The 26,940-nt window shown below is 70.0% G+C and carries 32 protein-coding genes and 1 pseudogene; 16 read left to right on the forward strand and 17 right to left on the reverse strand.

Translation table 11 applies throughout. From position 1 onward, the window contains the following. Positions 1–9: 9 nt before the first annotated feature. From ACN28I_RS35055 to ACN28I_RS35070, 4 genes are all read left to right on the forward strand, one after another. Positions 10–1,101: a methyltransferase gene (locus ACN28I_RS35055; RefSeq protein ID WP_420946252.1), complete on the forward strand. Its 1,092-nt coding sequence runs from the start codon at positions 10–12 to the stop codon at positions 1,099–1,101. Continuing rightward, entirely contained in the window at positions 1,098–2,174 is a 1,077-nt protein-coding gene (dapE, locus tag ACN28I_RS35060) for a succinyl-diaminopimelate desuccinylase (RefSeq protein WP_420946253.1), read from the forward strand. The genes ACN28I_RS35055 and dapE overlap by 4 nt, the downstream gene beginning before the upstream one ends. A 172-nt stretch (positions 2,175–2,346) precedes the next feature. Then, entirely contained in the window at positions 2,347–3,192 is an 846-nt protein-coding gene (locus ACN28I_RS35065) for a hypothetical protein (protein WP_420946254.1), read from the forward strand. A 74-nt stretch (positions 3,193–3,266) separates the two neighbouring features. Beyond that, the gene (locus ACN28I_RS35070) at positions 3,267–3,539 is read left to right on the forward strand and encodes a hypothetical protein (protein ID WP_420946255.1); all 273 of its coding nucleotides are present in this window, start codon (positions 3,267–3,269) and stop codon (positions 3,537–3,539) included. Positions 3,540–3,556: 17 nt separating this feature from the next. Here the strand turns inward: ACN28I_RS35070 and ACN28I_RS35075 are convergent, their stop codons facing one another. From ACN28I_RS35075 to glpK, 4 genes and pseudogenes are all read right to left on the reverse strand, one after another. Beyond that, positions 3,557–4,429 carry a DMT family transporter gene (locus tag ACN28I_RS35075; RefSeq protein ID WP_420946256.1) on the reverse strand — a complete coding sequence of 291 codons (873 nt, stop codon included), beginning with the start codon at positions 4,427–4,429 and terminating at the stop codon, positions 3,557–3,559. A gap of 47 nt (positions 4,430–4,476) precedes the next feature. After that, positions 4,477–5,712 (reverse strand): hypothetical protein, encoded by a 1,236-nt coding sequence (locus ACN28I_RS35080; protein WP_420946257.1) that lies wholly within the window; start codon positions 5,710–5,712, stop codon positions 4,477–4,479. Beyond that, positions 5,712–6,023 carry a 4a-hydroxytetrahydrobiopterin dehydratase gene (locus ACN28I_RS35085; RefSeq protein ID WP_420946258.1) on the reverse strand — a complete coding sequence of 104 codons (312 nt, stop codon included), beginning with the start codon at positions 6,021–6,023 and terminating at the stop codon, positions 5,712–5,714. Before ACN28I_RS35085 ends, ACN28I_RS35080 begins: the two co-directional genes overlap by 1 nt. A gap of 37 nt (positions 6,024–6,060) precedes the next feature. Beyond that, positions 6,061–7,545, reverse strand: a pseudogene (glpK, locus tag ACN28I_RS35090) (glycerol kinase GlpK). Positions 7,546–7,643: 98 nt separating this feature from the next. On the opposite strand from glpK, the gene ACN28I_RS35095 reads away from it, so the two are divergent. Then, positions 7,644–8,174, forward strand: a complete 531-nt coding sequence (locus ACN28I_RS35095; protein WP_420946259.1) for an FHA domain-containing protein — start codon at positions 7,644–7,646, stop codon at positions 8,172–8,174. Between the two features lie 45 nt (positions 8,175–8,219). Here the strand turns inward: ACN28I_RS35095 and ACN28I_RS35100 are convergent, their stop codons facing one another. After that, positions 8,220–8,429, reverse strand: coding sequence for a hypothetical protein (locus tag ACN28I_RS35100; RefSeq protein ID WP_420946260.1), 210 nt, complete (start codon positions 8,427–8,429; stop codon positions 8,220–8,222). Positions 8,430–8,737: 308 nt separating this feature from the next. Here ACN28I_RS35100 and ACN28I_RS35105 point away from each other — a divergent pair, with 308 nt between their 5' ends. After that, a complete protein-coding gene (locus ACN28I_RS35105) occupies positions 8,738–9,445 on the forward strand; it encodes an MBL fold metallo-hydrolase (protein ID WP_420946261.1) in 708 nt (235 codons plus the stop codon). Here ACN28I_RS35105 and ACN28I_RS35110 read toward each other — a convergent pair. The 7 genes from ACN28I_RS35110 to ACN28I_RS35140 form a co-directional block, all read right to left on the reverse strand. Further along, positions 9,442–9,858, reverse strand: coding sequence for a hypothetical protein (locus tag ACN28I_RS35110; RefSeq protein WP_420946262.1), 417 nt, complete (start codon positions 9,856–9,858; stop codon positions 9,442–9,444). The two genes, ACN28I_RS35105 and ACN28I_RS35110, sit on opposite strands and share 4 nt — an antisense overlap. 77 nt (positions 9,859–9,935) lie before the next feature. Then, a complete protein-coding gene (locus tag ACN28I_RS35115; RefSeq protein WP_420946263.1) occupies positions 9,936–10,211 on the reverse strand; it encodes a hypothetical protein in 276 nt (91 codons plus the stop codon). Beyond that, positions 10,181–10,345, reverse strand: a complete 165-nt coding sequence (locus ACN28I_RS35120) for a hypothetical protein (protein WP_420946264.1) — start codon at positions 10,343–10,345, stop codon at positions 10,181–10,183. The genes ACN28I_RS35115 and ACN28I_RS35120 overlap by 31 nt, the downstream gene beginning before the upstream one ends. 45 nt (positions 10,346–10,390) lie before the next feature. Further along, the gene (locus ACN28I_RS35125) at positions 10,391–11,572 is read right to left on the reverse strand and encodes a lipocalin-like domain-containing protein (protein ID WP_420946265.1); all 1,182 of its coding nucleotides are present in this window, start codon (positions 11,570–11,572) and stop codon (positions 10,391–10,393) included. A gap of 4 nt (positions 11,573–11,576) precedes the next feature. Next, the gene (locus tag ACN28I_RS35130) at positions 11,577–14,129 is read right to left on the reverse strand and encodes an FtsX-like permease family protein (RefSeq protein ID WP_420946266.1); all 2,553 of its coding nucleotides are present in this window, start codon (positions 14,127–14,129) and stop codon (positions 11,577–11,579) included. Further along, a complete protein-coding gene (locus ACN28I_RS35135) occupies positions 14,126–14,824 on the reverse strand; it encodes an ABC transporter ATP-binding protein (RefSeq protein WP_420946267.1) in 699 nt (232 codons plus the stop codon). Before ACN28I_RS35135 ends, ACN28I_RS35130 begins: the two co-directional genes overlap by 4 nt. Before the next feature lie 171 nt (positions 14,825–14,995). Continuing rightward, a complete protein-coding gene (locus tag ACN28I_RS35140) occupies positions 14,996–15,814 on the reverse strand; it encodes an alpha/beta hydrolase (RefSeq protein ID WP_420948778.1) in 819 nt (272 codons plus the stop codon). A gap of 63 nt (positions 15,815–15,877) precedes the next feature. Here ACN28I_RS35140 and ACN28I_RS35145 point away from each other — a divergent pair, with 63 nt between their 5' ends. From ACN28I_RS35145 to ACN28I_RS35165, 5 genes are all read left to right on the forward strand, one after another. Then, positions 15,878–16,162, forward strand: coding sequence for a DUF3467 domain-containing protein (locus ACN28I_RS35145; protein WP_420946268.1), 285 nt, complete (start codon positions 15,878–15,880; stop codon positions 16,160–16,162). A 120-nt stretch (positions 16,163–16,282) separates the two neighbouring features. Next, a complete protein-coding gene (locus ACN28I_RS35150) occupies positions 16,283–17,038 on the forward strand; it encodes a hypothetical protein (protein ID WP_420946269.1) in 756 nt (251 codons plus the stop codon). Continuing rightward, positions 17,035–17,937, forward strand: a complete 903-nt coding sequence (hemF, locus tag ACN28I_RS35155; protein WP_420946270.1) for an oxygen-dependent coproporphyrinogen oxidase — start codon at positions 17,035–17,037, stop codon at positions 17,935–17,937. Before ACN28I_RS35150 ends, hemF begins: the two co-directional genes overlap by 4 nt. A 12-nt stretch (positions 17,938–17,949) precedes the next feature. Continuing rightward, a complete protein-coding gene (locus ACN28I_RS35160; protein ID WP_420946271.1) occupies positions 17,950–18,444 on the forward strand; it encodes a hypothetical protein in 495 nt (164 codons plus the stop codon). A gap of 50 nt (positions 18,445–18,494) precedes the next feature. Continuing rightward, the gene (locus ACN28I_RS35165) at positions 18,495–20,234 is read left to right on the forward strand and encodes a hypothetical protein (RefSeq protein WP_420946272.1); all 1,740 of its coding nucleotides are present in this window, start codon (positions 18,495–18,497) and stop codon (positions 20,232–20,234) included. Between the two features lie 3 nt (positions 20,235–20,237). On the opposite strand, the gene ACN28I_RS35170 is transcribed toward ACN28I_RS35165, so the two are convergent. The 4 genes from ACN28I_RS35170 to ACN28I_RS35185 form a co-directional block, all read right to left on the reverse strand. After that, positions 20,238–20,570, reverse strand: coding sequence for a DMT family transporter (locus ACN28I_RS35170; RefSeq protein WP_420946273.1), 333 nt, complete (start codon positions 20,568–20,570; stop codon positions 20,238–20,240). Between the two features lie 12 nt (positions 20,571–20,582). After that, positions 20,583–21,314: an AAA family ATPase gene (locus ACN28I_RS35175; RefSeq protein ID WP_420946274.1), complete on the reverse strand. Its 732-nt coding sequence runs from the start codon at positions 21,312–21,314 to the stop codon at positions 20,583–20,585. An 18-nt stretch (positions 21,315–21,332) separates the two neighbouring features. After that, the gene (locus ACN28I_RS35180; RefSeq protein WP_420946275.1) at positions 21,333–21,653 is read right to left on the reverse strand and encodes a DUSAM domain-containing protein; all 321 of its coding nucleotides are present in this window, start codon (positions 21,651–21,653) and stop codon (positions 21,333–21,335) included. Positions 21,654–21,718: 65 nt separating this feature from the next. Further along, positions 21,719–22,156, reverse strand: coding sequence for a hypothetical protein (locus tag ACN28I_RS35185; protein ID WP_420946276.1), 438 nt, complete (start codon positions 22,154–22,156; stop codon positions 21,719–21,721). A 229-nt stretch (positions 22,157–22,385) separates the two neighbouring features. Here ACN28I_RS35185 and ACN28I_RS35190 point away from each other — a divergent pair, with 229 nt between their 5' ends. From ACN28I_RS35190 to ACN28I_RS35200, 3 genes are all read left to right on the forward strand, one after another. Further along, on the forward strand, positions 22,386–23,003 hold the full coding sequence (locus ACN28I_RS35190) for an RNA polymerase sigma factor (protein WP_420946277.1): 618 nt from the start codon (positions 22,386–22,388) through the stop codon (positions 23,001–23,003). Between the two features lie 69 nt (positions 23,004–23,072). Beyond that, positions 23,073–23,711, forward strand: coding sequence for an anti-sigma factor family protein (locus tag ACN28I_RS35195; protein ID WP_420946278.1), 639 nt, complete (start codon positions 23,073–23,075; stop codon positions 23,709–23,711). Continuing rightward, positions 23,708–24,169: a hypothetical protein gene (locus tag ACN28I_RS35200; RefSeq protein WP_420946279.1), complete on the forward strand. Its 462-nt coding sequence runs from the start codon at positions 23,708–23,710 to the stop codon at positions 24,167–24,169. The genes ACN28I_RS35195 and ACN28I_RS35200 overlap by 4 nt, the downstream gene beginning before the upstream one ends. A gap of 3 nt (positions 24,170–24,172) precedes the next feature. On the opposite strand, the gene ACN28I_RS35205 is transcribed toward ACN28I_RS35200, so the two are convergent. Continuing rightward, the gene (locus tag ACN28I_RS35205; RefSeq protein WP_420946280.1) at positions 24,173–24,715 is read right to left on the reverse strand and encodes a hypothetical protein; all 543 of its coding nucleotides are present in this window, start codon (positions 24,713–24,715) and stop codon (positions 24,173–24,175) included. Positions 24,716–25,097: 382 nt separating this feature from the next. Between ACN28I_RS35205 and ACN28I_RS35210 the strand changes: the two genes are divergently transcribed. Beyond that, positions 25,098–25,337, forward strand: a complete 240-nt coding sequence (locus tag ACN28I_RS35210) for a chaperonin (protein ID WP_420946281.1) — start codon at positions 25,098–25,100, stop codon at positions 25,335–25,337. 203 nt (positions 25,338–25,540) lie between these two features. Further along, on the forward strand, positions 25,541–26,872 hold the full coding sequence (locus ACN28I_RS35215; RefSeq protein ID WP_420946282.1) for a hypothetical protein: 1,332 nt from the start codon (positions 25,541–25,543) through the stop codon (positions 26,870–26,872). The last annotated feature ends 68 nt before the right edge of the window (positions 26,873–26,940 follow it).

The raw sequence follows: 26,940 nt of genomic DNA on the forward strand, positions 1-26,940 counted from the left end.
ACACCGCGCATGGACCCATTCACCTGGCGTTCGGAGAGCGGCGAGCCCGCACCGTCGCGGCTCTCCCCTGTTGATGACCGCCTCACCGCGGACGCCGCCCTGAAGCGGGTCCGGCGGGGCGAGCACCTCCTCTATACGGGAGACTTCCACAACGCGAAGCAGCTCCTGGGCGCCATGGGCCGCCGCCTCCCGGAGCCTCGGGGGGCGCGCTCGCCCCTGGAGGCCTTCCGGGCCGAGCGCCGCGCGCGCCAGTTGGAGCACGAGACGCTCTCGCGCATCGTGGTGGCGCTCGACCGTTCCTACCGGTTGGAGCTGAAGCGGGCCCCCGACGTCGCCGAGGCCTGCCGCCAGGTGTGGGGCGAGCCCGACGCCGACAAGACGGTGGTCTCCCTGAAGACGCTGCTCGGCATGCTCGGCGCCGCGGAGTGGCGGCGCAAGGGCCTGGAGGTGCCGGGCCTTCAGGGCAAGCTCCATCCCCACTACGGCGTCTACCTGCCCACGCGCACCGACTACGTCGAGCTGCTCCTGTCCGTCACCGACGTGCGCGGCAAGAAGGTGTTCGACGTGGGCACGGGCACCGGCGTGGTCTCGTTCCTGCTGCTGCAGCGGGGCGCGGCCTCGGTGACGGCGACGGATATTGATTCACGCGCGGTGGCCTGTGCGCGGGAGAACGCCGAGCGGCTCGGCCTGTCCAAGCGCTTCGAGGTCATGGAAGGCGACCTCTATCCTCCCGGCAAGGCGGACCTCATCGTGAGCAATCCGCCGTGGATTCCCGAGCCGCCGAAGAACCGGGTGGATCGCGCGGTGTTCGACGAGGACAACCGTTTCCTGAGCGGCTTCCTGGAAGGACTGGCCGGGCACCTCAACCCGGGGGGCGAGGGGCTGCTGGTGCTCTCCGACCTCGCGGTGCTGCTCGGGCTGCGGGACGCCGGGTGGCTCGACCAGGAGCTGGCGCGGTGCGGGCTCGCCGTGAAGTGGAAGCAGTCGGCTCCGGCACGCCACTCGAAGGCCAAGGACAAGTCGGACCCGCTTCATGCGGCGCGTTCCCGCGAGGTCACCACCCTCTACGGGCTCGTGCCGGTCTCGAAAGCAACGTCATGAGTGAGCTCGCCACCCGCCTCGCGCAATCCACCCTGGCCCTGTGCCGCATCCCCAGCCCCATCGGGGAGGAACGGGCGCTCGCCGACCACGTGGAGCGCTGGGCCCACGCGCACTTCCCGCAGCGCGAGGTGTTCCGGCTGGGGCACTCGCTGGTGTTGGGGAGTCTCCTGGACCCACGGCCCACGGTGGCGCTGGTGGGGCACCTGGACACGGTGCCCGCGCACCCGAACGACCGGGAGCCGAGAATCGAGGGCGAGCGCATCTTCGGTCTGGGCTCCTCGGACATGAAGGGAGGGCTGGCGGTGATGATGGCGCTGGCGGAGGACCTGCCGCGCGCCGAGTTGCCGGTGAACCTGGTGGTGGTGCTCTACGAGCGGGAGGAGGGCCCCTACCTGGAGAGCGGGCTGGGGCCACTGTTCGACACGCGCCCGGAGCTGAAGCGGGTGAAGTTCGGCATCGCGATGGAGCCGACGGACGGGGTGGTGCAGGTGGGGTGCGTGGGGAGTCTGCACGTGACGCTGCGGTTCAAGGGACGCAGCGCGCACTCGGCGAGGCCGTGGCAGGGGGAGAACGCCATCCACAAGGCGGGGCCGCTGCTGGCGCGGCTGCTGGAGCTGCCGAGGCGCGAGGTGATGTACGGCGAGTTCGCCTTCTACGAGGTGATGAACATCACGAAGGCCTCGGGAGGGCGGGCGCGCAACGTGATACCGGAGGCGTTCGAGCTGAACCTGAACTACCGCTTCGCGCCGGGGAAGACGGTGGAGCGGGCGCAGCAGGACGTGCGGGAGCTGGTGGGAGACGCGGCGGAGGTGGAGTTCACGGACCTGGCGCCGAGCGGCCGGGTGTGCGCGGACAACCCGCTGTTCCAGCAGCTCATGAAGCTGACGGGGCTGCCGGCGGCATCGAAGCAGGCGTGGACGGACGTGGCACGGTTCTCCGAGTTCGGGGTGGACGCGGTGAACTTCGGGCCGGGCGAGACGGCGCAGGCCCACCAGGCGAACGAGAGCGCACCGATTCCCGCGCTGGCGGTGGCCTACGAGAAGCTGGCGTCCTTCCTGAAGCAGGCCCGCTGACCCCAAGAATCACACTGCGCCCATCTCCCCTCGCCCCCCGGGAGAGGGACGGGGTGAGGGTGCCACGGACCCCGGGTTGAACCCGTATCGTTGAAGTGCCCCTGTCTATCTGCTTACGGTTCTTTCTCGAATTCTATACATTCCCACCCTCTCGGTTTTGTGGAGGAGTGGAATGAACAAGCAGGGTGTGAGTCTTTCCGCGGGTCTGGCGTTCTTGTTCGCGACGGTTGGCTTTTCGATGCCGGCCCATGCGGCGTCCGTCACCTTTTCGAGCCCGATGGTCAACGGCTACTACGTGGGGACCATCCATCCCGCGACGGGTTCCAGCGCGGCGGACACCGCCCGCCGCTTCTGCCAGGACAACAACTACGCCTACGCGCAGAGCTACACCTCCAGCATCCGTTCGACGGCCTATTCCTTCATCAACGGCACGGGCGGCGTGGGCAACTGGAGTGTGACGGGCAATGCGAACGTCACGATGCTCGACTCGATTACCTGTGGTGACGCGGCCACCACCTATTATCCGAACCCGGCGGTGAACGGGTATGAGGTGGGCACCCTCTACCCCGCGACGGGCTCCAGCGCGGCGGACACCGCCCGGCGCTTCTGCCAGGACCGAGGTCACTCGGGCGCGCAGAGTTACACCAGCAGCATCCGCTCGACGGCCTATTCCTTCATCAATGGCACGGGCGGCGTGGGCAACTGGAGCGTGACGGGCAATGCGAACGTCACGATGCTCGATTCGATTACCTGCTTCGGCACCCGCGTCACCTTCGCGAGCCCGATGGTCAACGGCTACTACGTGGGGACCCTCTATCCCGCGACGGGTTCCAGCGCGGCGGACACCGCCCGCCGCTTCTGCCAGGACAACAACTACGCCCATGCGCAGAGCTACACCTCCAGCACCCGCTCGACGGCCTATTCCTTCATCAACGGCACCGGCGGCGTGGGCAACTGGAGTGTGACGGGCAATGCGAACGTGACGATGCTCGATACCATCAGCTGCGCGACCCCCTGACACAGCGGGCTGAAAATGAGGGCGGGGCCGCATGAAAACGCGGGCCGGGCTGTTTCCACGGGGTGGAACCACGGATGCAGACCTTGCTACAGGACTCGCCCTCATTCCGGCGCACGGTGGTGATGATGGTGCTGATCTCCATCCTGCTCTTCGACTGGCAGCCGGACTCCCGCCTGCTCGGCGCGCCAGCGCAGCGGCGCGAGGAGGATCGCCCGCTTCCCGAGGACGGGAGCGAGTTGGATGCTCCCGCGGCGAGAACGCCCCGCGCCGCGCACCTGGACTCTCCGCCCCGGCCCCTGCCCGGCGTGCGGCAGGCGGCCAGGCGGCGCACGATCCGCCGCGGCTGAGTCCCGGGGTGACGCTCCTACCGCGAGGGCGCGGGGGCCTTTCGCTGGCGCGCGAGCAGCGCGAGGAACACGCCACACAACAGCGCCGAGCCCGCCCCCACCAGCCGCGCCGTCAGCGTCTCGCCGAGCAGCAGGACTCCGCCCAGCGCCGCCACCACCGGCACCGCGAGCTGCACCACCGCCGCCCGCATCGCCGTCAGGTGGGGCAGCGCCGCGTACCACAGGCTGTAGCCCACCCCCGACGCCAGCGCCCCCGACGCCACCGCGAGCCCCACGCCCTCCACCGTGGCTCTCGGTTCTCCCAGGGCCACGGGGGCCAGCAGGGAGAGCCCCAGCGTCATGGGCACGCTTCGCAGGAAGTTGTCCGCCGTCGCCGCCAGCGGGTCCGCGGTGCCTCGCCCTCGCAGCGAGTACACGCCCCACGCCACTCCCGCCCCCGCCATCAACGTGGCTCCGAGTGCGTCCGGCGCCGTGGCTCCCGGCAGGCGCAGCACGAGGAGCCCTCCGAGCGCCATCGCCAGCCCCAGCCACTCGAGTGCCCGCGGACGCTCGCCCCGGAAGAGGCCCACCCCCAGCATCGTCGCCTGCACGCAGCCGAAGAGGATGAGCGCGCCCACTCCCGCCGGGATTCGCACGTACGCGAGTGAGAAGCCCGCCGCGTAGGCGAACAGGGCCAACGCCGAGCCCCAGGCGCCTTGTCGTGCTCCGCTCGTGTTTTCGCGCATCCGCAGCAGCAGCCACAGGACTCCGGCTCCTGAGGCGAGGCGGATGCTCGTGAAGCTCGCCGCGTCGATTCGCCAGGCTCCGTTCTCCAGGGCAGCGCGGCACAGGAGGGAATTGGCCGCGAAGCCGATCAGCGCCAGGAGCGTGAGGATTCCCGTCTTCCACACGGGGTGGCCGGCACCCTCACCCCGTCCCTCTCCCGGGGGAGGGGAATTCACCTCCACAGCCCCACGGAAATGCCGAAGTCGGAGTAGCGTCTGGAGACGTCGAACGATGCGGTGAGCGCCCAGTCGTCCAGATACCGGAACAGGAAGAGCTCGAAGCCTCCTGTCAGGTGTGCTCTCGGCAGGTGGTTCGTGAAGGGCGAGGGTTCGATGAACGCTCCCAGTCGAGTGCGAAGACGTCCCGGCCAGGTCTCGTGCTCCACTCCGACCCGGGGTTGGAGCATGCCCGTCACGCCCACCTTCTCCGGCGCCGTCAGGGACGTGAAGGAACGCACCGGCACCGCGTTCTCCACCGGCGAGATGAAGTCCGCCTGTGCGCTGATGAGCCACCGGCCCGCGGGCCCCTCCGCCCCTTCCTCGGCCGGTACTTCCGCGAAGTGGTCTCCCTCCAGCATCTGCCGGCGCGCCGCGGGCGAGAGCTGGTTGTAGCGCTCGGAGCCTTTGCCCAGCCGCCAGCTCGCCCCCAGGGACATCACCGCCGGCGACACCACCGCCGAGTAGAGCTGCCGTCCCGCCAGGAAGGGCACCTGTCCCTCCCCCCGCCTCCATGCGCCCACCACCTCCGGTCTCACCGACACGCCCACCCGGTAGGCGCGCCCGTGGGGGCGGTACAGCATGTCCAGCGCCAGCCCCGTGTCTCCGTAGCGCCAGTCACCCTCCGGCCTGTGGCTGAAGACCGCCTGCGCGCTGTAGATGCCGAAGCCGAGGATGAAGTCGTCCCGCCCCAGCGCCACCGCTCCCGCCAGTGACGACTGCACCAGGGACACGCGGATGCGATCGCTCGGGTCGCAGTGCACCGTGTTGCAGTAGGCCACCTGGTAGTTGCGCAGCGAGAAGCCCAGGCCGAAGTTGCGGTACTGCATCATCACCGCGCCCTGGAGCTGCAACGTCTCCGGCGCGTCGTCGGCCAGGCCGTCGTTGTCCAGGTCCTTGCCCTTCGCCTTGGCCAACGGCAGGTTCATCCAGGACAGCGTGACGCCCACGTCCCAGTCCCGGTCCAGCCTCGGCGAGCGGTGCGCCAGCGCCGCCTGGTTGTGGGTGAAGCCGGCCACGCCCTCGGCGATGCCCACGTAGGCCCCGCCCAGTCCCACCACCCGCGACGAGCCCATCAGCACGCCCGAGTTGAGATACAGCCGCTCCGGCCGGGTGGCCTCGGGCACCTCGTCCTGCGCCCGTGCCACCCGTGCCGCCAGCAGCACCCCTGCCACGAAGAGTGCTGCCCGCATCAGCCCTGCTTCACCACCTGGGCGAACAGCGTGTCCGCCTCGGCCGCCAGCTTCGTGTCACGCCACGTCAGTCCGCCCGCGTCATGCGTCACCAGCGCCAGCGTCACCTTCCGCCAGCGGATGTCGATGTCCGGGTGGTGGTCCGCGGCCTCGGCCGCCTTCGCCACCCGGCTCACGAACTCGATGCCCGCCAGGAAGCTCGGCGCCTCGTACGTGCGGCGGATCATCCCGCCCTCGTGCTTCCACTCGGAGTGCTCGGTGAGGAACTGCTTCAGCGCCTCGGGGGTCAACTGCGTGCGGTCGTAGGCCATCGGAGGTGTCCTCTATCTCGAACCGGGGGCCGCTGTCTCAGGCGCGCTCCACCGCGCGCCGCCACTTGGTCAGATACTTCTCACGCACCTCGGCCTTCATCTTCGGCTTGAAGACCTTGCCCACCTTCCAGGCCTTGCGGATGGCGTCCGTGTTGCTCCACACACCCGCTCCCAGGCCCGCCAGGAAGGCCGCCCCCAGGCTCGTGGTCTGCAGGTTCTGCGGCCGCACCACCTCGGTGCCCAGCACGTCCGCCTGGAACTGCATCATCAGGTTGTTGGCCGACGCGCCTCCGTCCACCTTGAAGGACGGAATCTCCCGCCCGCTGTCGCGCCGCATGGCCTCGGCCAGGTCGTGAATCTGCATGGCCACGCCCTCGAGCGCCGCGCGCGCCAGGTGCGCCACCGTGGTGGAGCGATCGATGCCCGCGAAGAGGCCACGTGCCTCCGGACGCCAGTGCGGCGCTCCCAGGCCCGCCAGCGCCGGGACGAACACCACGTCCCCGCTCTCCTTCACGCTGGCCGCCAGCGGCTCCACGTCCCCCGACTTCTTGATGACCTTCAGCCCGTCGCGCAGCCACTGCACCGCGGCCCCGGCGATGAAGGAGCTGCCCTCCAGCGCGTACGCCGTCTTGCCATCCACCTTCCACGCCACCGTGGTGAGCAGCCCCGCCTTCGAGTACACCGGCGTCTCGCCCGTGTTCATCAGCAGGAAGGCCCCCGTGCCGTAGGTGCACTTGGACTCGCCCGGGCTGAAGCACGCCTGCCCGAAGAGCGCCGCCTGCTGGTCTCCCGCCATGCCGCTGATGGGGATGCCGTCCGGCAGGCTCTTCATGCCCCGGGTGGTGCCGTAGCTCTCCGCCGAGCCGCGAATCTCCGGCAGGCAGGCCGCCGGTGCGCCGAAGAGGGTGCGCATGCCCTCGTCCCACTTCAGCAGCGTCACGTTCATCAGCAGCGTGCGGCTGGCGTTGGACACGTCCGTGACGTGCGCCTGGCCTCCCGTCATCTTGTAGACGAGCCACGTGTCCACCGTGCCGAAGCACACATCGCCCTTCTCGGCGCGCTTCCGGGCCCCCTTCACGTGCTCCAGCATCCAGGACAGCTTCGTGCCGGAGAAGTACGGGTCCAACACCAGGCCCGTCGTCTGCCGCACCCGGGCCTCCTCGCCCTGCTCGCGCAGCCTCGCGCAGTGCTCCGAGGTGCGCCGGTCCTGCCAGACAATCGCGTGGCTCAGGGGCTTGCCGCTCTCGCGCATCCACAGGCCGGCCGTCTCGCGCTGGTTGGTGATGCCCACCGCGGCGATGTCCTTGCCCTCGAGGCTCCGCGTCCTTCAGCGCCCGGCGGACGCAGTGTTCGACGCTGGACCAGATCTCCTCCAGGTCGTGCTCCACCCAGGAGGGCTTGGGGAAGTACTGGGTGAACTCCCGGTAGAGCTCCCCACCACCCGGAGCTTGTCGTCGAGGATGGAGACGTGCGTCCCGGTGGTGCCCTGGTCCACTGCCAGCACGTACTTCGCCTTCGCCATGGATGAAGCCTCCTGAGGCTGCCTGGGTGGTGTGCGGGCGCAACATACCCGAGCCAGGGCCCTTGGCACGCGCGGCGTGGCCGCCTAGCCTGCGCGCCATGCCTTCGGTGAAGGAATTACGGGCGCTGCCCCAGGTGGATGTGAGGACCTTCCAGTCCGAGCACGGCCCGGTGGCGCTCATCCAACAGCCTCCCGCCCCCGTCTTCCAGCGGGTGGCCCAGCAGATGGGCGGGGCGCGCACGGTGTTCATGGCCCACCGCTCGCGCCTGGCGGACCGGCTGATGGCGATGCTGCAGGGCTTCGAGCACCTGCAGGTCCTCTTCCTCAAGCCGAAGACGGATGACGAGGTGTTCGCCGTGGGCCGGCTGGAGACGAGTTCGTTGGTCATCCACGACCCGTCCGTCTCCAAGTTCCACGCGCTCGTGCGCTGGAGCGCGGCGGACCGGAGCTGTTACGTGCGCGACGCGGGCTCGATGAACGGCACCTTCGTCAACGCCATCGCCCTGGGTGAGCAGGAGCAGCAACTGGTGGACGGGGATGGCCTGTCCTTCGGCGACGCGCAGTTCCTCTACGTGCTCACCGATACGCTCCACGCGCACCTGGCCATGGCCGCCCCCGTCGCCCGCTGAGCCCCACGCCCTCTCTCCTGCGAGAGAGGGCGGGGGAGGGCTTCGTCAGGCGGGAATCTGCCGGCGGGCCATGAAGCGGCGCGCGGCGAGGAGCGCGAGGCCTCCCGCGCTGAAGCGGCCCAGCGGCGTGAGGCCCAGGAGGAAGCTGGCGCCGGGGCGCCGGGCCATGGTGTTGCGCCGGTACCAGGGGCTGCGGGGCCGCTGGAAGAACTTCGAGAGAATCAAAGCGCCGAGTGCCTTCTTGGCGAAAGCCATGGTGTCGCTCCCATGTGGTGCCGCCCGCGGGTTCATTCCCGCGGCGCGTGTGCGCTCTCAAGCTGGGGGTGGAGGCGGCCCGGGTCAGCCTGCGCGCGAGCCGGGGCCAGGCCGCCTGCTCGCCCTCCGGACGACAACCTGCTCCCTCTTCGTAGCGGGTTGTAGCCCCCGTCCTGTCCTCCGCCGGACCGTCCACTGCGTGGCGTCCGGGGGCCTTCGGGGCTTCGCCGGGGCGTGCGGTGGGCGGGCAGTGCCTACCTTGCGAGCGTCCCGGTGGCGGCGGTGCACCCGGGTGAGGGAGGGAGTGGATGAAGGGCTTCATCTTCGAGGAGCTGAACGGCGGGGCGAGCTGCCGCACGTACCTCATCGTCAGCCCGCGAACGCGTCAGGCGCTCATCGTGGACCCGGTGCTGGAGCTGGTGCCCGGCTACATGCAGCGGCTGGCGAAGGACCGGCTCCGGCTGGTGATGGTGGTGGACACCCATACGCACGCGGACCATCTGTCCGGAGGCCGGGATCTGGCCCGGATGACGGGCGCGGTGCACGCGGGCGCTCCCGAGGGCTCCGTGCAGCGGCTGCTGCATGACGGCGAGGTGCTCACGGTGGGGGATGTGAGCCTCACCGTCTGGGCCAGTCCCGGGCACACCGCGGACGCGATGGTGCTGGTGATGGAGGACCGGGTCTTCACCGGGGACACGCTGCTCATCGGCGCCACGGGCCGGACGGACCTGCCCACGGGCGATGCCGAGGCCGAGTACCTCAGCCTCCAGCGGCTGCTGTCCCTGCCCGGCGACACGCTCGTCTTCCCCGCGCACGATTATGGCGGGCGGACGTTCAGCACCATCAGCCACGAGCGCCGCACCAACCCGCGGCTGCGGTTGGACCACGAGGCCTTCATCCGGTTGATGACGTCTCCGCGGGCCGAGAAGCCCGCGCGCCTGGAGGAAGCGCTCGCCTACAACACGCGCCCGCTGGAGGCGCGTGACGAGCCCGCCGAGCAGATGGCGATGATTTAAGCCACGCGCGTGCTGCGCTGGGCCCGCTCGCGGGCGATGAGCTCGCGGGCTTCCTGCTCGGTGGCGACGAAGTGCATGTCGAAGGTGAGCTTGCCCGTCATGGCGTGCACGAAGGCCAGGCTCTTGGCCACGGCCTTCTGCACGAAGCCCGCTCCGATGTAGACGGAGCCGAGGAACCAGGAGGGGTTGATGTTCTTGGAGACGTGCTCGCGGGCCTCCGTCTCGACGGAGGTGGCGTCCGTGAGGTCCGTCACCACGAAGAAGGGATTCTTGCTCCCCAGCTCCGAGTAGAGCTCCGACAAGGAGATGGCGTCCTGCAGGGTGGTCTCTCCGTGGATCCTCACCCAGAGGATGTCAGGCTGCTCGAAATGGGCGGTATGCGTTCCGAACTTCCACTCGCGGTGGATGGTCATGTATCCCCCGATGACGGTTGCGCGGCATCCTACCCGTCAGGGGGGCAAGGGCGAGCGGTGCCACGCGAGGAACCGCGTCATCTGTCCATCAGGGAGCGTTCCTCGTCGATGAGCGCGCGCGCTTCGTTCTCTGTCGAAACGAAATGCTGGGGCCGCGTCGCCTGGCCCATCAGCGAATGGAAGAAACTCATGCTGGTGGCTACGGCCCGCTGCATCAGCCCCGCGCCGATGTAGATGGCGCCGTGGAACCACTCCGTCTGGAAGTTCCAGGAGACGTGGTCCCGGGCCTTCAGGTCGATGGAGGTGGCCTCCGAGAGGTCCGTCACCAGGAAGAAGCGCCGCTGGCGGCCCACCTCGCGGTAGAGGCCTCGAGAATGGCGACGGCGTCCTCGAGGGACGTCTCGCCGCGAATCTTCATCCACAGCACGTCCGGGGCTTCGAACCAGGCCCGGTGCGTCCCGAAGCTCCACTCGCGTGGCAGCGGCATGTTGCGGCCCCCCGACGGGCGCGATGCGACACCTCCGGCGCTCCCTCAGCGTCCTCGCAGGGGAGTGTCGCCGTAGCCCGTCAGCTCCACGTAGCCACGGCCCTGGACCGGTTGGCCAGCGTGCGCGCCCGAGAAGCGCACCGAGCCCTCCCAGTAGCGCACACTCACCGGCAGTTCCTGGTCCGCGAGGGCAGGGGTGATGTCCAGTGACAGACCTTGCGAGGGCACCGCGAGCTTCCAGCGGGCCGGGTACACCGTGCCGCCGCGCGGGCTCTTCCAGGTGTCCGCCACTTCCAGCCGCACGTCCTCGCGCGACAGGCGCACCGGCGCTCCCTGGGCGGGGACGAGCGTGCCCGCGCTGAACGTGTCCGCCGTGCCGTCGTGACGGCGCAACTGGTAGTACATGAGCTCGCTCCCATCCGAGAGCTGGAGGGAGAACCAGTCCCAGCCGACCTGCTCCGCGCTGAGCGCGCTGGTGCTCCACTCGCGGTCCATCCAGCTCTGGCCCGTCACCTCGTACGCGCGGCCGTCCACCGTCACCTGCCCGCGCGTGGGCATGCGGGTGAGCGAGTAGTAATAGGAGGCGTTGCCCTGCTCGGGCCCCTTCTGGCTGAGGCCCCGGTCTCCCTGGAGCACCGGCGGCTTGCCGGCCTCGAGCACCAGCGACAGCGACACGTCCTCGCCCCGGGCGGTGAGCCGCAGCGGCAGGGCGCCGTCCCCGGTGGCCTCCGCGCTCCAGTCCTCCAGCCAGACGCGGAAGGGCTCGGCCCGCGCGCCCGACAGGCCCAGCGCCTCGCGGCTGAAGCGCTCGGTGGCGTGGAAGCGCCCGCCGCCGATGTCCGCGAGCGCCAGGTGCCCCATGTAGAGGTGCCGCGTGCCCCACGCGGACGCGCGCTCCCCGTCCCCGGGGGCCAGGGCGCTGCGGAAGAGCGTGAACTGGTAGCCGAAGTCGTGCCCGTCCGCCGTGGAGAGGTTGCCCGTCCAGTACCACCACTCGGTGCGGAAGCCGGCGTGGGGGCCGTGGTCCTCGGGGAAGTGGAACTCCCGGGGCTCGAGGGCCCGCGCGTAGCCCTCCGCGCTGCGGGCCCCGCCGCCGAGCGCTTCCGACACCTTCAGCGCCGGGGCGTTCTCCAGGGGCGGCGACGTGTCCCGCGTGACATAGGCCGCGCCCGCCGCGAGCCCCACCAGTACCACCGTCACGCCGATGACGAGTCCGCGTCCGCGCATCGTCTCACTCCTCCCTCAGCGCCAGCGCGGGGTTGGCGCGCGACATCTTCCAGGACGGGTACAGGCCCGCGAGCGCCGCCGCCGACAGCGCCAGCACCATCGCCTGGGTGAGCACGTCCCCGGAGACGAGCAGTTGCAGCGTCCACCCGAAGGAGCGCTGGTTGATGACGTGGACGAGCACGTACGCGAGCGCCACGCCGAGCGGCAGCGAGAAGAGCCCCGCGAGCAGGCCGAGCAGCCCCGTCTGGAGGGACACGAGGCCCCAGAGCTGGCGCGGCGTGAGGCCGGTGGCGCGCAGCACGGCCAGCTCGCGCGCCCGCTCCAGTTGCAGCGCCATGAGCGCGCTCAGCACGCCGATGAAGGCCACGCCCACCGCGAGCAGCCGCAGCACGTGGGTGATGGTGAAGGTGCGGTCGAACACCTCCAGGGAGAGCTGGCGCAGCGCGCGGTTGGACTGGATGCCGAGCGCCTGCACGGTGCCGGCGCGCTCGCGCACCCGGGCCATGAGCGCGTCCACGTCCTGCCCGGGCTCGGCGTAGAGGGCCACGCCACTCACGCGCGCATCGTCGAAGTGGTGCAGGTACGTGCTCCGCTGCATCAGCACCGTGCCCGTGTCCGAGCCATAGTCGAAGTACACGCCCACCACGCGGAAGCGGCGCGGGCCCTTGTCCGTGGCCAGCTCCACCGTGCCGCCCACGCCCAGGCGGCGGTGGAAGGCGAAGGGCTCGGAGACGAGGACGGCATCCGGCGCCTCCAGCTCCTTCCACACGCGCTCCGCGTTCCCCTGCTTGAAGCGGTAGGGGCGCACCGGGGTGTTGCCGAAGTCCACCGCGCGCACGTCCGTGGGCACGCCGTCCACGCGTACCTGCACCGTGCGGAGGGTGCTGCTGCTGGCCACTCCGGGCGTGGTGCGCACCTGCTCGGCGAGCCCCGGCGCGAAGGTGGCTCCGCCCCGCCGGGTGACGAGCGAGGGCGGGGAGACGTAGATGTCCGCCTCCAGCGAGGACTCCAGCCAGTCCGCCACCGTGCCGCGGAAGCTCGTCACCATGAGGCCCACGCCCACCGTGGTGGCCACCGCCACCATCAGCGCCGCCAGGGCCACGGCGGTGCGGCTGAGGTTCGCCGTCACGCCTCGGGCCGCCATGCGCCCGAGCAGGCCGAAGGGCCGCCCCAGGGGACCCGCCGCGAGGCCCGCCAGCTTCGCCGTCAACCAGGGCACCAGCAGCGACGCACCGAGCAACACCGAGAAGAGGCCCGCGTAGGCCGGCAGCAGCTCGGGCGTGGGCAGGGCCAGCAGCCCCACGCCCAGCGCGAGGACGGCCAGCCCCAGCAGCGCGAGCTTGGGGGCCCGGTTGCGCGACACGTCCTCCAGGCTGGAGCGGCGCAGCGTCACCGCGGGCGCCGAGCGCGCGGCCTCCCACGCGGGCAGCATCGCGGCGGCCAGCGTCGCGCCCAGGCCCAGCAGCACGCCCTTCATCAGCGTGAAGGACTCCAGCGAGAGGCTCCGCACGCTCACCACGAGGTACAGGTCATTGAGCGTCCGGGTGACGAGCTCCATCAACCCGCGCCCGAGCACGATGCCCAGCAGCAGTCCCGCCACCGTGCCCACCACGCCCAGCACCGCCGCCTCGCCGAGCACCAGGGCGAAGAGCTCGCGCCGGGTGATGCCCACCGCGCGCAGCCGTCCGAGCTGCTCGCGCCGCTGCACCACCGAGAAGGTCATCGTGTTGTAGATGAGGAACGTCCCCACCACGAGCGCCAGCAGCGACAGCGCGGTGAGGTTGGTGCGGAACGCCCGCGTCATCTGCTCCACCGCGTTGCCGCGTGCCTGGGGCCGCACCACCTCCGCGCCCTCGGGCAGCAGCGGGCGCAGGCTCGCCAGCCGGGCCTCACCGGCCTCGCCGCCGGGCAGCTTCAGGTCGATGCGCGAGAGGCGCCCCACCTGGCCGAGCACCTCCTGCGCCGTGGAGAGGTCGGTGAGCACCAGGCCCTCCATCGCCTGGGCACTGCCCTCGTTGGGGGGCTGGAGCAACGCCACCACGCGCAGCCGCTTCGTCACGCCCTCCATGCCCACCACGAGCGGGTCTCCGGCCTTCACGTTCAGCGCCTGCGCCGTGCGCTGCGTCAGGAGGGCGGCTCCGGGCTCGGTGAGGAAGGTGCCCAGGTCCACCTTGCCGCCGCCCCGGGGGACGAAGGAGCGGAAGGGGGCCTCGGCGAAGGGGTCCACCCCCAGGACGGTGAGGGTACGGTGATCGCCGCTCCTCGCGCGCACGTGGCCCTCGACGACGGGGGCGGAGACGGGCGCGCCGGGCTGGAGGCGCAGGTCGCGGTACACGGACTCGGGCAGCCCCGCGGGCCCACCGACGAGCTGGTGGGTGGCGCGGCCCGCCACCGTGTCCGTGGAGCGCTCGAAGGCGCGCATGGCGCTCGCGTTGGCGAGGTCGATGGACACCACCACCGCCACGCCGAGCGCGATGCCCAGCAGGGACAGGGCGGTGAGCCACGGGTGGCTGCCCAGGTGGCGCAGGCTGGAGCGGATCAGGAGGCGCTGTTTCACGCGCGGGCCTCGCGCTCGACGAGCCGGCCCGTTTCCAGCGACAGCACCCGGTCCGCGCGCGAGACGAGGCCCGGGTCGTGGGTGACGATGAGCGCGCAGGCCTTCTCGCGGCGGGTGAGGCCCACGAGCAGGTCCAACACCTTGCGTCCCGTCTGCTCGTCGAGGTTGCCGGTGGGCTCGTCGGCCAGGAGCAGGGGCGGGGTATGGGCGAGCGCACGGGCCACGGCCACGCGCTGCTGCTCGCCGCCGGAGAGTCTGTCGGGGAAGCTCGCGGCCCGGTTGCCGAGCCCCACGGTGTCGAGCAGCTCGCGCACGCGGTCGCGGGACTCGGGGCCCTCGCGCCCGGTGAGCTCCAGCGGCAGGAGGATGTTCTCCTCCACCGTGAGGGTGGGCAGCAGGTTGAAGGCCTGGAAGATGAAGCCGATGCGCTCGCGGCGCAGCAGGGTGCGCTCGTGCTCGCTCAGGGTGACGAGCTCGCGGCCATCGACGCGCACCGTGCCCTGTGAAGGCAGATCGATGCCGCTGATGAGGTTGAGAAGCGTGGATTTACCCGAGCCGCTGCGGCCGAGCAGCACGACGAACTCGCCGGCGTGCAGCGTGAGGCGCACGTTGGAGAGCACCTCGCGGACGGCATCGCCCTCGGCGTAGGACTTGGAGACGTCGAGGATTTCGACCACGGGCTGGGCGGGGGGCATGCGGAAGGAGTCCCTAACGGATGCGCGAGGTGGGCGCACGTTCCGTATGAGGATTCAACCCGGGATGCCCGATACCCTCACCCCGTCCCTCTCCCGGAGGGCGAGGGGAGATGGGCACGGTGGGCAGGCGGGGATGCGTCCCCTCCTTGTCTCGGGCGGACTGGGATGCCTTCAGCCGGAGCACGCCGGAGCGGAAGGCTCCTGGCTCTCGGGCGCGGTGTCCGCTCCCCGGTGCCGGTCGAAGAAGCTTCCCACCTCCGAGGCGAGCAGCGGTCCGCCCTTGTCCCGGGGGATGATGTGGAAGCCGGCCCGCAGCGAGATGAAGCGCACCTGGGGCGAGGCGGTGAGGCCGCGCACCAGCACCGGGCCGCACGCGGGGTCCACCACGTGGTCCTGCTCGGCCACCGCCACCAGCGCGGGGCAGCGCACGCGGGACAGGACGCGCATCGCCACGTCCTGCAGCTCCCACAGGTCCTGCAGCCGCGCCGAGGGGAAGGCGGGGAGGATGGGCGCCTCGGCCAGCACCGCCGGGTCCGAGACGTCCGTGCCCGTCTTGTAGACCCACGGCTTCACCCGCTCCAGCAGCCCGTGGCGCCGCAGCCGCTTGAGCAGCCACATGTGCGGGCCCTTGAAGTGCAACGCCGGAGCGACGAGCGCCAGCCCGTGCACCCGCTCCGGGAAGTCCGCCGCGAGCCGCAGGGACAGCAGCGCTCCCATGGACAAACCCGCGACGAAGATGCGCCGGAAGCCGCGCAGGCCCAGCAGCGCCTGGGCCGCTGCCCGCTCCCAGTCCCGATGGTTCACGCTCAGCAGGGCCTCGGGGGTGGAGCCATGGCCCGGGAGCTGAGGGGCCCGCACGTACAGGCCTCGTGCCGCCAGGGCCTCGCCCAGCGGGCGCACGTCCCAGGGGCTCCCCGTGAAGCCGTGCAGCAGCAGGCAGGCATCTTCTCCCCGACCCAGCTCGAACGGCGCCGTTTTCTCCGGGTCCATCCGCTGTGCTCGCACCATGACTCAGTCTAGTCACCGCGCGCTTCTGGCGGTATGCCCCCTCCCATGTCGGATACGCCCAAGCCCCCCGATGTCTCCTTGCAGATTCAAATCGATGACGATGTGGCCAATGGTCAGTACGTGAACATGGCCCTCCTCAACCACACGGAGACGGAGTTCACCCTGGACTTCATCTACGTCCAGCCGCACCAGCCCCGCGCCAAGGTGCGCTCGCGCGTCATCCTCAACCCCAAGCACCTCAAGCGCCTGCTGGCCGTCATCCAGGAGGGCGTCTCCAAGCACGAGGAGCGCTTCGGCCCCATCGTCCTCTCTGAGGAGGGCCGGCACTGAGGCCCTCCTCTTCACACGGCGGGTTGCGTCATGGCCCGGGTGTCCTGGCGGACGGAGTCGTCCGGAGCCTCGTCGGGATGCTGGCCTCCGGCGCCGGGTCAGCGCAGACTCGGGGGTCTCGTGCGCTCCGCCGTCCTGCTCCTCGTCCTGATGCTGTCCGCCCCGGCCGCACATGCCGACTGTCCGTCGGATGGCGTGCAGGTGTTCCCCATGCCCGGCGCGGTCGTCCCCACCAATACCCGCTTCCTGCTGGAGGGCCTCGGGGCCTTCAGCTCCCGGGTGGCCGAACTGCCGGGCCGCGTGCTGCGGCTGCAGACGGACGGCCACGAGGTGGAGCTGCGCATCCAGCGCGGCTGGACCAGCTCCCTGGGGCGCTCCACCGTCGTGCTGCGGCCCTCGGGTCCGCTCAAGCCGGGCCGCGTCTACACGATGCGCCTGGATGACGTGCTGCCCGGTGCGAAGGTGCTCAACGGGGGCGGCTCCACGCTGCCCGAGTGGCACAGCGGCCGGGGCCATGACGTGGCGCGCCCGCGCTGGCTCGAGCGCCCCGCCGTCAGCGAGGGCCTCTTCCGCCGCACCCGCGAGGGCACGGAGCGCTTCGTCAAGCTGCGCATGTCCCTGCGCGAGGACAGTCCCGCCTATGTGGTGGTGACGCTCTGGCGCCGCGGCCAGGACATGGCGCCCCAGCACTACTTCACCCCGTTGCACGCTGGCGTGGCCCTGGTGGGACACCAGGCCTGCGGCGGGGCCTTCGCCCTGGAGGATGGGAAGAGCTATCGCGCGAAGTTGGAGGTCTTCGACGCGGCGGGTAATACCGCGCCCGCGGTGCCCAACATGCAGTTCGAGGCGCCCGTGGCGACCCAGGAGAACCCATGACGGTGGACGTGGAGCAGTTGAAGGAGCGGATGGTGGAGTTCATCCACGGGCTGCAGGACGACATCTGCGGCGCGCTGGAGCAGCTCGATGGGAAGGCCCGGTTCCGCGAGGACCCCTGGCAGCGGCCGGGCGGGGGAGGCGGGCGCAGCCGCGTGCTGGAGGACGGGGCGGTGCTGGAGAAGGGTGGGGTGAGCACCTCGGTGGTGTTCGGCGAGCTGGAGGAGGCCTTCGCCAGGAAGCTGCAGGGCGAGGGCCGCACCTTCTGGGCCGGAGGCATCTCGCTGGTGCTCCACCCGCGCAACCCGCATGTGCCCACCGTGCACGCCAACTACCGCTTCATCCACCAGGGGGGGAAGGCGTGGTTCGGCGGCGGGGCGGACCTGACGCCGTACTACCTCTATGAGGAGGACGCGGCGCACTTCCACCGCGTGCACAAGGAGGCGTGCGACCGGCACGACCCGGCGTACTACCCGCGCTTCAAGGAGACGTGCGACAAGTACTTCCACCTGCGCCACCGCGAGGAGTCGCGGGGCGTGGGCGGCATCTTCTTCGAGAACCTCGGCGGGGATCTGGAGCGCGAGTTCGCCCTGGTGCGTGACGCCGGCCGGGCCTTCCTCCCCGCGTACCTGCCCATCGCCGAGCGGCGCAAGGAGATGCCCTTCACGGAAGCGCAGCGCTTCTGGCAGGAGGTGCGGCGCGGGCGCTACGTGGAGTTCAACCTCGTGTGGGACCGGGGCACCACCTTCGGCCTGGAGACGAAGGGGCGCACCGAGTCCATCCTCATGTCGCTGCCCCCGCAGGTGCGCTGGCGCTACGACCACCACCCGGCGCCCGGCTCCGAGGAGGCGCGGCTGGTGGAGGTGCTCCGCAACCCGCGTGACTGGGCAGGGGCCCGGTAGGGAGGGTTCATCGTGGACAACTCCGTTCCCGAAGAGCCGAGCCGGGCACCCCGGAAGAAGCGGGGGCTGGTGGCGGTGGTGCTGTGCCTCCTGGCGGTGGCGGGGGGCGCCTCCTTCTTCTTCCTCCGGGGTGGGGGCGTGGGGGACCCGAGCCTCGCCAACGAGGCGCGCGTCAACGTGCTCCGCCTCTGTGGGGATGTGCAGTCCTTCCGGGACGAGCACGGCGTCTTCCTGGCGGGAGGGCCCGTGCCCCGGGAGGTGCCGCGCGGCGGCGAGGCCCAGCACTTCGAGCCGGACGAGAACCTGAAGCGGATCGGCTTCAACCCCGGCGAGCACGTCCACTACCAGTACCAGGTGGTGGTGCAGGAGACACCCCTGGGGGAGGCGGAGGTCACCTGCTACGCGCGAGGGGACCTGGATGGGGATGGCCAGGTGTCCGTCTTCAGCGTCACCCTGGACGCCAACGGGATGACCTCTCCGGTGAAGGTGGAGCGGGAGACGGAGTAATCAGGGGGGCCCCTGGCAACTTGTCCGCTGCCCGGACGACAATCCAGGGGATGAGCCACGCCGGAAACATCAAGGGTGGTGCCGGGCCCTTCGTCGGTCCGTCTCCGGGCCGTTCTCCCGAGGGGGGCATTCCGGCCCAAGGGGATCGGCCGGGTGCCGGTGCCGGTGGGGCTCGCGAGGAGAAGACGCGCATCGGCCGCTTTCCGGTGGAGGCCGGGTCCCCGGGGGGCGCTGGTGGGCTGCCCGAGGAGAGGACCCGCATCGGCCGCGCGCCCACGCAGGCGGAGATTCCCCTCCCGGGCGGCTCGCGCGAGGCGAAGGAGCCGAAGCCGACCGGCATCTGGAATTTCGCCGAGGACGGCCTGGAGAACCGGGGCGAGGCCCGCTCCAACAGGGTTCGCGAGGACAGGTCCGCTGGACGCTTCGAGGGCTCTCCGGGCCAGGAGCAGCCCCGTTCCACCGGCGAGCGGCCCCGGTTGCGGACCCGGACGCAGGAGGGCGCCGCGAGCGCTGCCCGCTTCGAGGACCCGGGCTCGCAGCGGACGACGGGCGAGCGGCCCCGGCTGCGCACCCGGACCCAGGAAGGCGCCGAGTCTCGTCCCCGTTTCGAAGGACCCCCGGGCCAGGAGCGCCCCCGTGCCACGGGCGAGCGGCCCCGGCTTCCTACCGGCGAGCGGCCCCGGCTTCCTACGAGTGAGAGGCCCCAGCTCCCTACGGGTGAGAGGCCCAAACTCCCTACCGGCGAGCGGCCCCGGGTGCGGACGCGGACCCAGGAGGGGGCCGAGCCCGGTACCCGCTTCGACAACCCGGCCTCGCCCAGGACGTCGGAGCGGCCCCGGCTCCCCGAGCGGCGTCCGGTGGAGATTCCGCGCCAGGGGGCCGAAGCCGTCCCGGTGCCCGTGGCCACGCCAGGCGGTCCGGAGGCGTCCGGGGATGCGAAGCCGCTGGAGGACCTGCTGCCAGCGTTCCCCGAGCCCATCGGACAGGAGGCGCTCGCCCATCACTTCGGCGAGGAGCTGCGTTTCCTGGGCGCGGAGCTTCGTCCCTCGCGGCTGCCGCCCTCGGAGCGGACCGCGCGCCTGTGGGCCTTCTTCCTCGCCTACGCCCAGGCGAACGCGAAGGATCCGGCGGGCCAGAGCGAGGCGGGGCGAGCGCGTTTCCAGGAGGTGCTCACCGAGCATGGCTTCTCCGCCATGTACGACGTGAACACCGGCCGGGACGGAGTGGAGGTGGCCCTCGAGCTGCTCAAGGCCCGCTCTCCGCAGGAGCTGAACGAGAAGCTCGCCAACGTCCGCATCGAGCCCCGGCCGGAGACGCTGCCCTCGGAGGTCTCCATTCCCGTGGAGCAGCAGGCCTCGCCGTCCACGCTTCCGGAGAACGAGCGTCCCGCGACGCAGGCGCAGAAGGGCAGCCCGTTCGAGCCCGCCGCCGAGAAGCAGATCCAGCAGCAGCCCAAGCCGGAGCAGGCGCGGTTCGACCAGAAGGAGCAGCCGGCGCCGTTGGCGCTCCAGACGAATGCCGCTCCCCAAGGGGTGGTGCTGCCTCCGGCCCCGAAGACCCAGATGGATCCGGCGGGGTCTCCGAACCCGGAGGACGAGCCGCTGAAACGTGACCGGTATGGCACGAACAAGCGGCTGGGTCCGCACATGCTCTGGAATGCGCTGCACGGCTTGCGCGACTCGGGCGAGGACACGGCGGTGAAGCGGGAGCAGTGGAGCCAGCTCGCCTTCGGGGCCATCATCACGCTGGTGGGTGCGGCGCTGATGATCGCCATGCTGGCCAGCCTGTGAAGCTCAGTGGGCGGCGCTCTTGGACAACAGGTTGATGACGAGGACGCCGCCGAGAATCATGACCATGCCGAGGATGGCGGGGGCATCGAGCTTCTGCTGGTAGAGCAGGTAGCCCGCGATGGCGACCAGGACGATGCCGAGCCCGGACCAGATGGCATAGGCGATGCCGACGGGAATCACCCGGAGCGACAAGGTCAGGCAGTAGAAGGCGGTGCCATAGCCCGCGATGACGAGGAGGCTGGGCCAGGGCCTGGTGAACTCCGCGGTGGCCTTGAGGGACGAGGTCGCGATGACCTCGGCGAGGATGGCGATGGCGAGATAGACGTAGGCGCGCATGCTTCGAGCTCCTTACTCCTGACAGAGGACGCGCTTGAAGGCAGCCCAGTGCTTCGTCTCTTCCGGCTGGATCGGCGGAAGACCTGGGCGGTCGAAGTCGAGCAGGCGCGCTCGGTGGATGGACATGATGATGGGCGAATGGGTGGCGATGACGAATTGCCATCCGCCGCCCCGTGCGGATTCCTCGATCGCCTTCACGAGCTCCAACTGCCGCATGGGGGAGAGGGCCGACTCGGGCTCATCGAAGAAGAAGAGTCCGCCCTGTCTCTTCGCGCCGAACACGGCGGAGACGCCTTCGCCATGCGAGCGCTCTCGGAGCGACTTGCCTCCGTACCGCGCATAAGGATCGCCCATGAAGTCCGGGTCATCCTTCCGCTTGTCGAGGATGCGGGCGAAGTCCAGGAGACTCTCCGCGCGGAAGAAGAAACCATCCCGTGGCCGGGCCCTGAACTTGGGGCGGATGGCGGCGGCGAGCAAGGACGCACGGCGCTCGGAATCGGGTAGCTCGTTCCTGCTGCCCCCACCCCCGGGCAGACCCGCCAGCTCCGCGAGCGCGCTCAGCAGGGTGGACTTGCCGGACCCGTTCTCCCCGACGAACAGGGTGACGGGCCCGTCGAGCGTGAGGTCGAGCTCCTTCACATACGGCAGATGGAACGGAAACTGGCTCCAGTCCTGGACGCGCTCTTCGACGATGTACGCACCGAGAAGAAATGGGACCGCATCTGGTGAACGAGTCAGTGTCATGCCCATTCCCTCTATCCGCTACGAAGGCTCGTCCAGCTTCTCGAGCTCGCTCTCGGCCAGCTCCCGGAGGTGGGGCACGACCTCCACGGCGAGCACGTCCTGCATCTGCTGGCGTGCTCCCCCGATATCGCCTTTTTTCAGGAGCCGGTACATCGCATCCAGGGCTTGCATGAGCCGGCGCGTGCCGTCATCAGCGCGACGCCGAATCTGCTGAAGCAGCTCGATGGCGCTTCCTGTATGGGAGAGGGCCCTCTCGGCCTCGGCATTGCTGATGGCCACCGTCGGGGCCGTGCGCCGCAGCAACTCTCGTACGTCAGCGGTGAGCTTCCAGAGGTTCACCCCGCTGGACCTGATCGTCCAGCATTCTGATCTGCTGCCAATCCACATCCAGGGCTTCCATCGACTCACCTCTTCTTCGTTGTGCTCTTGCCCGGTCCACACGTGGCAATGGGCCAGGCACGTTGGCCCTCGCAAAAGCGGAGGCATTCGTAACAGTTGCCCGTCCAGCCGTACTCTTTGCAGTTCGAGTAGCCCCTGATGCACTCCTGCTTCCATTCGGGCAGGTCCTTGTTGTTGGCGAAGTCGTCCTCCTCGGCGTCATCGTCGACTTTCTGCGCTGCCATCTCCACGGTGAGGGCCATCGACATTGCCTTGAGGACGAGATCCACTTCCGGCATGGTGGCACCGCAGCTCTCCACCGGGCTCAACGGGAACTTCTTGATGCAGCAGTTCGTCGAGGGCTCTCCAGGCCGGCAGTCCGTCAGGGAGAGCGAGCCCATCGCGCAACTCGAGGCGAGCACACTCCCCAACACCACCATCCCCAGGCTCCAGACCCAATTCATGCTTTTCATGCAAATCAGGCTAGGTGGTGGAATGGTCCAGTCCAGTTTGGTGCGAGGAGCAGGGCCGCCCGTGCATCGTTCCGCGCCTGCTTCTCCGCCCCTCATGCGGGCGGTGGCCGCGGACTGTTGCCAGCAGTGCCCGCCCGTCCGCGTGGCCGCCCACCGGTGAACGGCCGCCCCGTGCACTATTGCTTGGGGGGTGGAGCGCTCATGCTAGGGTGGCGCACCCTTGGCTACCGACGATCTCACTCTCGTCAAGCGCGTCCGTGATGGCGACCAGCGCGCCTTCAAGCTCCTCGTCGAGCGTTACCAACGCAAGGTGTACGCCGTCGCGCTGGGCATGCTGAAGGACAAGGAAGAGGCGATGGACGTCTCCCAGGAGGCGTTCGTCAAGGTCTACAAGTACCTCGACCACTTCAAGGGCGACTCCTCCTTCTACACCTGGCTCTACCGCATCACCGTCAACATCTGTATCGACGTGATGCGCCGCAAAGGGGCCTCGGGCGGAGAAACAGAGGAATTCGACGAGTCCGTCGCCAACGACCTGTCCGAGGCCCGCATCGGCGCCCTGGGCAGCCGCCTGGGCACCAACCCCCAGAAGAGCGCCCTGCGCCGCGAGCTGGCCGAGAAAATCCAGGAGGCCCTCGCCGCCGTCCCCGAGAAGCACCGCGCCATCCTCCTGCTGCGCGAAATCGAGGGCATGTCCTACGAGGATCTCTCCCGCACCCTGGACATTCCCAAGGGCACGGTGATGAGCCGCCTCTTCCACGCCCGGGCCAAGGTGCAGAAAATCCTCAGTGAATACCTGGAGTTGGACGAGGCGAAGAGTGGGGTGGGCAGTGAGTGAAAGGGGCTGGAATATCGGTGCCCCGCTCCCGTCCAACCCGCACGTCCCCCATTACGCCGGGTGAGGAACATGGCCGGAAATCCCGCGTGCGAGCGCTTTGTCCCGTTGCTGTCCCCCTACATCGATGGGGAGCTGTCCCCCGCTGACCGCGTCAACGTCGAGCGCCACCTGGGCGCCTGCCGCGACTGCGCCAGCCGCGCCGCCGACCTGCGGGCCGAGTCCGCCCTGTTGCGCGTGGGCCTGGAGATGGCCGTGGACGAGGTGGACTTCAAGGACTTCACCCAGCGCGTCATGGCCCGGGTGACGCCCGAGCGGCCTCCTCTCCTGGAGCGGCTGCGCATCTCCCTCTCGGAGCTGTTCCTCTACCACCGCACCGCCATGGTCTCCTCGCTGGCCACCGCCGCGGTGCTCGCCCTGGTGGTGGTGCCCCTGGTGATGAACCAGGACGACGCCCCCATGGGCTACGGCGCGGACCGGATGCGCGTGCGCGCCGTGCGCGCCTCCGAGGGCGCCAAGGTGGCCCCCGTGGTGCTCGAGTCCGATGATGGCAACACCATCATCTGGGTGGTGGACCAGGAGACGGCTCCGGCGCACGATGCCTCGGCGGCCGAGCCGCAGCAGGGTGACAGGTCGGACGAGGTGGATGACGGCGAGCCGCTGAAGAAGGGCCCGGCCAAGGCCGATCCGCCCAAGGGAGGAGAGCTATGAGGACGACGACGCGCATGCCGGGGGCCCTGCTGGTGCTGGCCCTGCTGGGGTTGTTCCTCCTGCCGGGGGCCGCGCTCGCCCAGGAGCAGAAGCTCAAGGTGGAGGTGGAGGTGGTGCTCGTCTCCCGCAAGGGCACCGAGGTGGATCCGCCCCAGCTCCAGAAGATGAAGGAGACCTTCCAGCGTCAGAACTTCAACTTCACCTCCTTCAAGCGCCTGTCCCAGCAGTCCCTCGAGGTGGGCAGCAAGGAGCCCACCGAGGTGAAGCTGCCCAACGGCGTCAACGCCTCGCTCAAGCTGCTGCGCATGCAGGGCGACACCGCCACCCTGCGCGTGGACGTGCCCCAGCTGTCCGCCGTGGACGTGGAGCTGGGCCGCGAGGGCGCCGTCTACCAGCGCGCCGGCAAGCACGTGGGCGGCGAGCTCATCCTCGTGCTCTCCTCGCCGCCCGCGAAGTAACCCTCACCAGCTGATGAGGTAGGTGCAGTCGCTGCCGCCCTTGTGACGGCAGCCCAGCGGCGCGTGCTCCACGCGCACCCACACCGAGTCCTTCGGCCGGAAGCGCTCGCACAGCGCCTCGATGATTCCGTGGTCGAAGTTGCACGGGTAGGGGTTGTCGCAGACCATCCGCCCGCCGTGCCCCGCCGTGTCGAAGCGGTAGCCGCCGATGTTGCCGGCCTGCTGCCCGCGGTGGTTCATCTGGTAGGCCACGTTGAGCGCGAGCATCGCCTGCTCGATGGTGGTGATCTCCGGCGGGAACTTCGCGTGCTCCGGCACCTTCCGGCCCACCGCCCGCATCGTCACCGGGCCAATCTTCTCCTCGATGCTCTTGATGGCCGTCAGCGCGTTGCGCATGGGGTACCACCCCTGCGCCTCCAACTGGGGGATGCCGTTGTCCGCGAGGATCTTCATCGCCCTGGACTTGAGCAGCTCCATCCCGCCGATCATCGCCATGATGGACTGCCCCAACACCTGCACATCAGAGGGAATGACGCGGTTGTTCATGGTGGTGGCTCCCGAGGTGGACCTCATCCAATGAGAATCGGAGAGGGCCGAGTAGATGCCATCCCCGCTACGCTGGGCAGGGGCACATGCGCCCGGCGCCGCCGGGCCGTCATCTTTGCGATAGAGGCGAGGTGCGCCGCGCCGGAGCGTGCGCTGCACGACGCCGGGCGGCGATCGGTCATTCGTTCCGGGCTTCCACCCCCCTTTCTGTAGAAATGACAGTTCCTGGCACGGGGCGTGCGCGACTCTCACCTTGTAGGAGTCCCATGATTCCAGGGGGTTAGGCGTGGGCACGCGGGTTGCTCTAAGGGTTTCACGTCGGGCGGCGGCGTGGGGCGTCGGCAACGAGACAGGCAACCCAGACTTGAGGGAAGGGCGGACCATGACGAAGACCCAGCGTGGTGGACAGGTGGCGAAGGTGGCGCGTCAGGTGAAGGGGACGGCGGGGCGTGCGGTGGCCAAGGCCAAGGCGAGCCGTCCGGTGCGCAAGGTGCAGGTGACGCTGGGGGATTTGATCGCCGCGGCCTTCGATGTGGCGGGCGAGACGAAGGCCGCCGCGAAGCTGGTGTCGTCGCGGGCCATGGCCGAGGCGACGGGCAAGCAGATCGTCTTCGTGGGTTGAGCCGCGGGTTCGGGCAGCGGCCCGCGTCCAGCGGAGGACCGGGGGCGGGCGTGGGGTGGGGGGAGACCCTCTCTGGACGCGGGCCGAGGCCCAGCTCATGACGGCAAGCGGCTCGCCTGCTCGATTTCCGAGGAAGCGAAGCGCTCGTGGGTTGGACGTGCTGTCACCGGCACGTGACGGGAAGCGGGGTAGAATGGCGCGCCATGATTGGTGCCCTCGTACTTGCCTCCGTGCTTCATCAGGCTCCCAAGGTCTTCGTTGAAACTCCCGCCGCGCCCGCAGAAGAAGGCCTCCAGTTCCAGGCGGCCCTCGAGGTGGGTGGACAAGCCCTCCCCTCGGGCACGGGCGTCAACGGGATGGACGTCTTCGGTGTCGCCTTCCCGCGCCTGAGCGTGAAGGGCGGCGATGAATTCGAATTCGAGCTGGGCGCGCCGCTGCGCGTGCGGTTGCTCGATCAGGAGCCGCTGCAACTCGAGCAGGACTATGGCGGCCGGCTGCGGCGCCAGGACTGGGACGACCGCAGCGACTTCGCACAGATTCTGCGCAACCTGCGCATCGGCCGGGACGACGGGCGGGTGCAGCTCCGCGCGGGCGCCTTCTCCAACTACTCGCTCGGCGCGGGCTGGCTGGTGAACCGCTACCACAACCGCATTTCGCCGGACTACCACCCCGCGGGCGGCAACCTCGTCGCGTACCTCGGGCCCACCCGGGTGGAGCTCTTCGCCAGCGACGTGCTGGCCGCGCGTCTCTTCGCCGCCGAGGTGCGGTTGGATCTGGGCCGCGTGCTGAGTGCTCAGGACACGGCGCACGATCGCTTCCTGCTGTCGGTGGACGTGGCGCATGACTTCGGTCAGGCGGGCGGCACGGCGCCGGAGCTCAACGCGGCGAGCGTGGGCTTCCAGGCGGGCGTGTTGAAGAACGACACGCTGCAACTGTGGCTGCAGGCGGCGGCGGGCGCGCGGGCGGACACGCTCATCGAGTCGGTTCCGGACTACGGCGCGGCCTTCGGTGTGGTGGTGCGTGGCCAGCCCCAGGAGTCGGTGGACCTCACCGGCCGGCTGGAGGCGCGGCGCCAGGGTGGGCGCTTCCGCTTCGGCTTCTTCGGCGCGGGCTACGAGTTCGCGCGCTTCTCCGGCGTGGGCCTGAGCGAGCAGCCGCTCGCCGAGGAGCTGCTGCCGGGGACGTTCTCCGGTTACGGCGAGTTCGCGGCCTCGGTGAGCCCGGGCGGGCCGGAGGACCTGGAGCTGACGGCCAGCGCGTCCGGCGAGTATTTCGTGAGCACCGGCCGGGTGGACGCGGATGCCATGCTCCAGGCCCACCTGCCCGGCGGCAAGACGGTGGCCGAGCTGCGCGTCATCCTCACCGACCTCACCCTGAACCCGCGCTACTCGGCGGCCCTCGAGGTGCGCCACCGCTTCCTGCCCGCCGTCTACGGCCTCGCCACGGCGGGCCGGGAACACTTCCCGCAGGCCGAGGGCAACCTGCGGCACGGCTTCACCGCGGGCCTCGGCGTGGGCGTGGACTTCCAGCGCTGAGGACGTTCCGCGGCAGGACGTGCTGCCGCGGACGCCGGGCTTCCCGATGACGATCGCTCCGGCCCCCA

Origin of the sequence: Archangium gephyra (genome assembly GCF_049060025.1) — a bacterium.
Classification (GTDB): Bacteria; Myxococcota; Myxococcia; order Myxococcales; family Myxococcaceae; genus Archangium; species Archangium gephyra_A.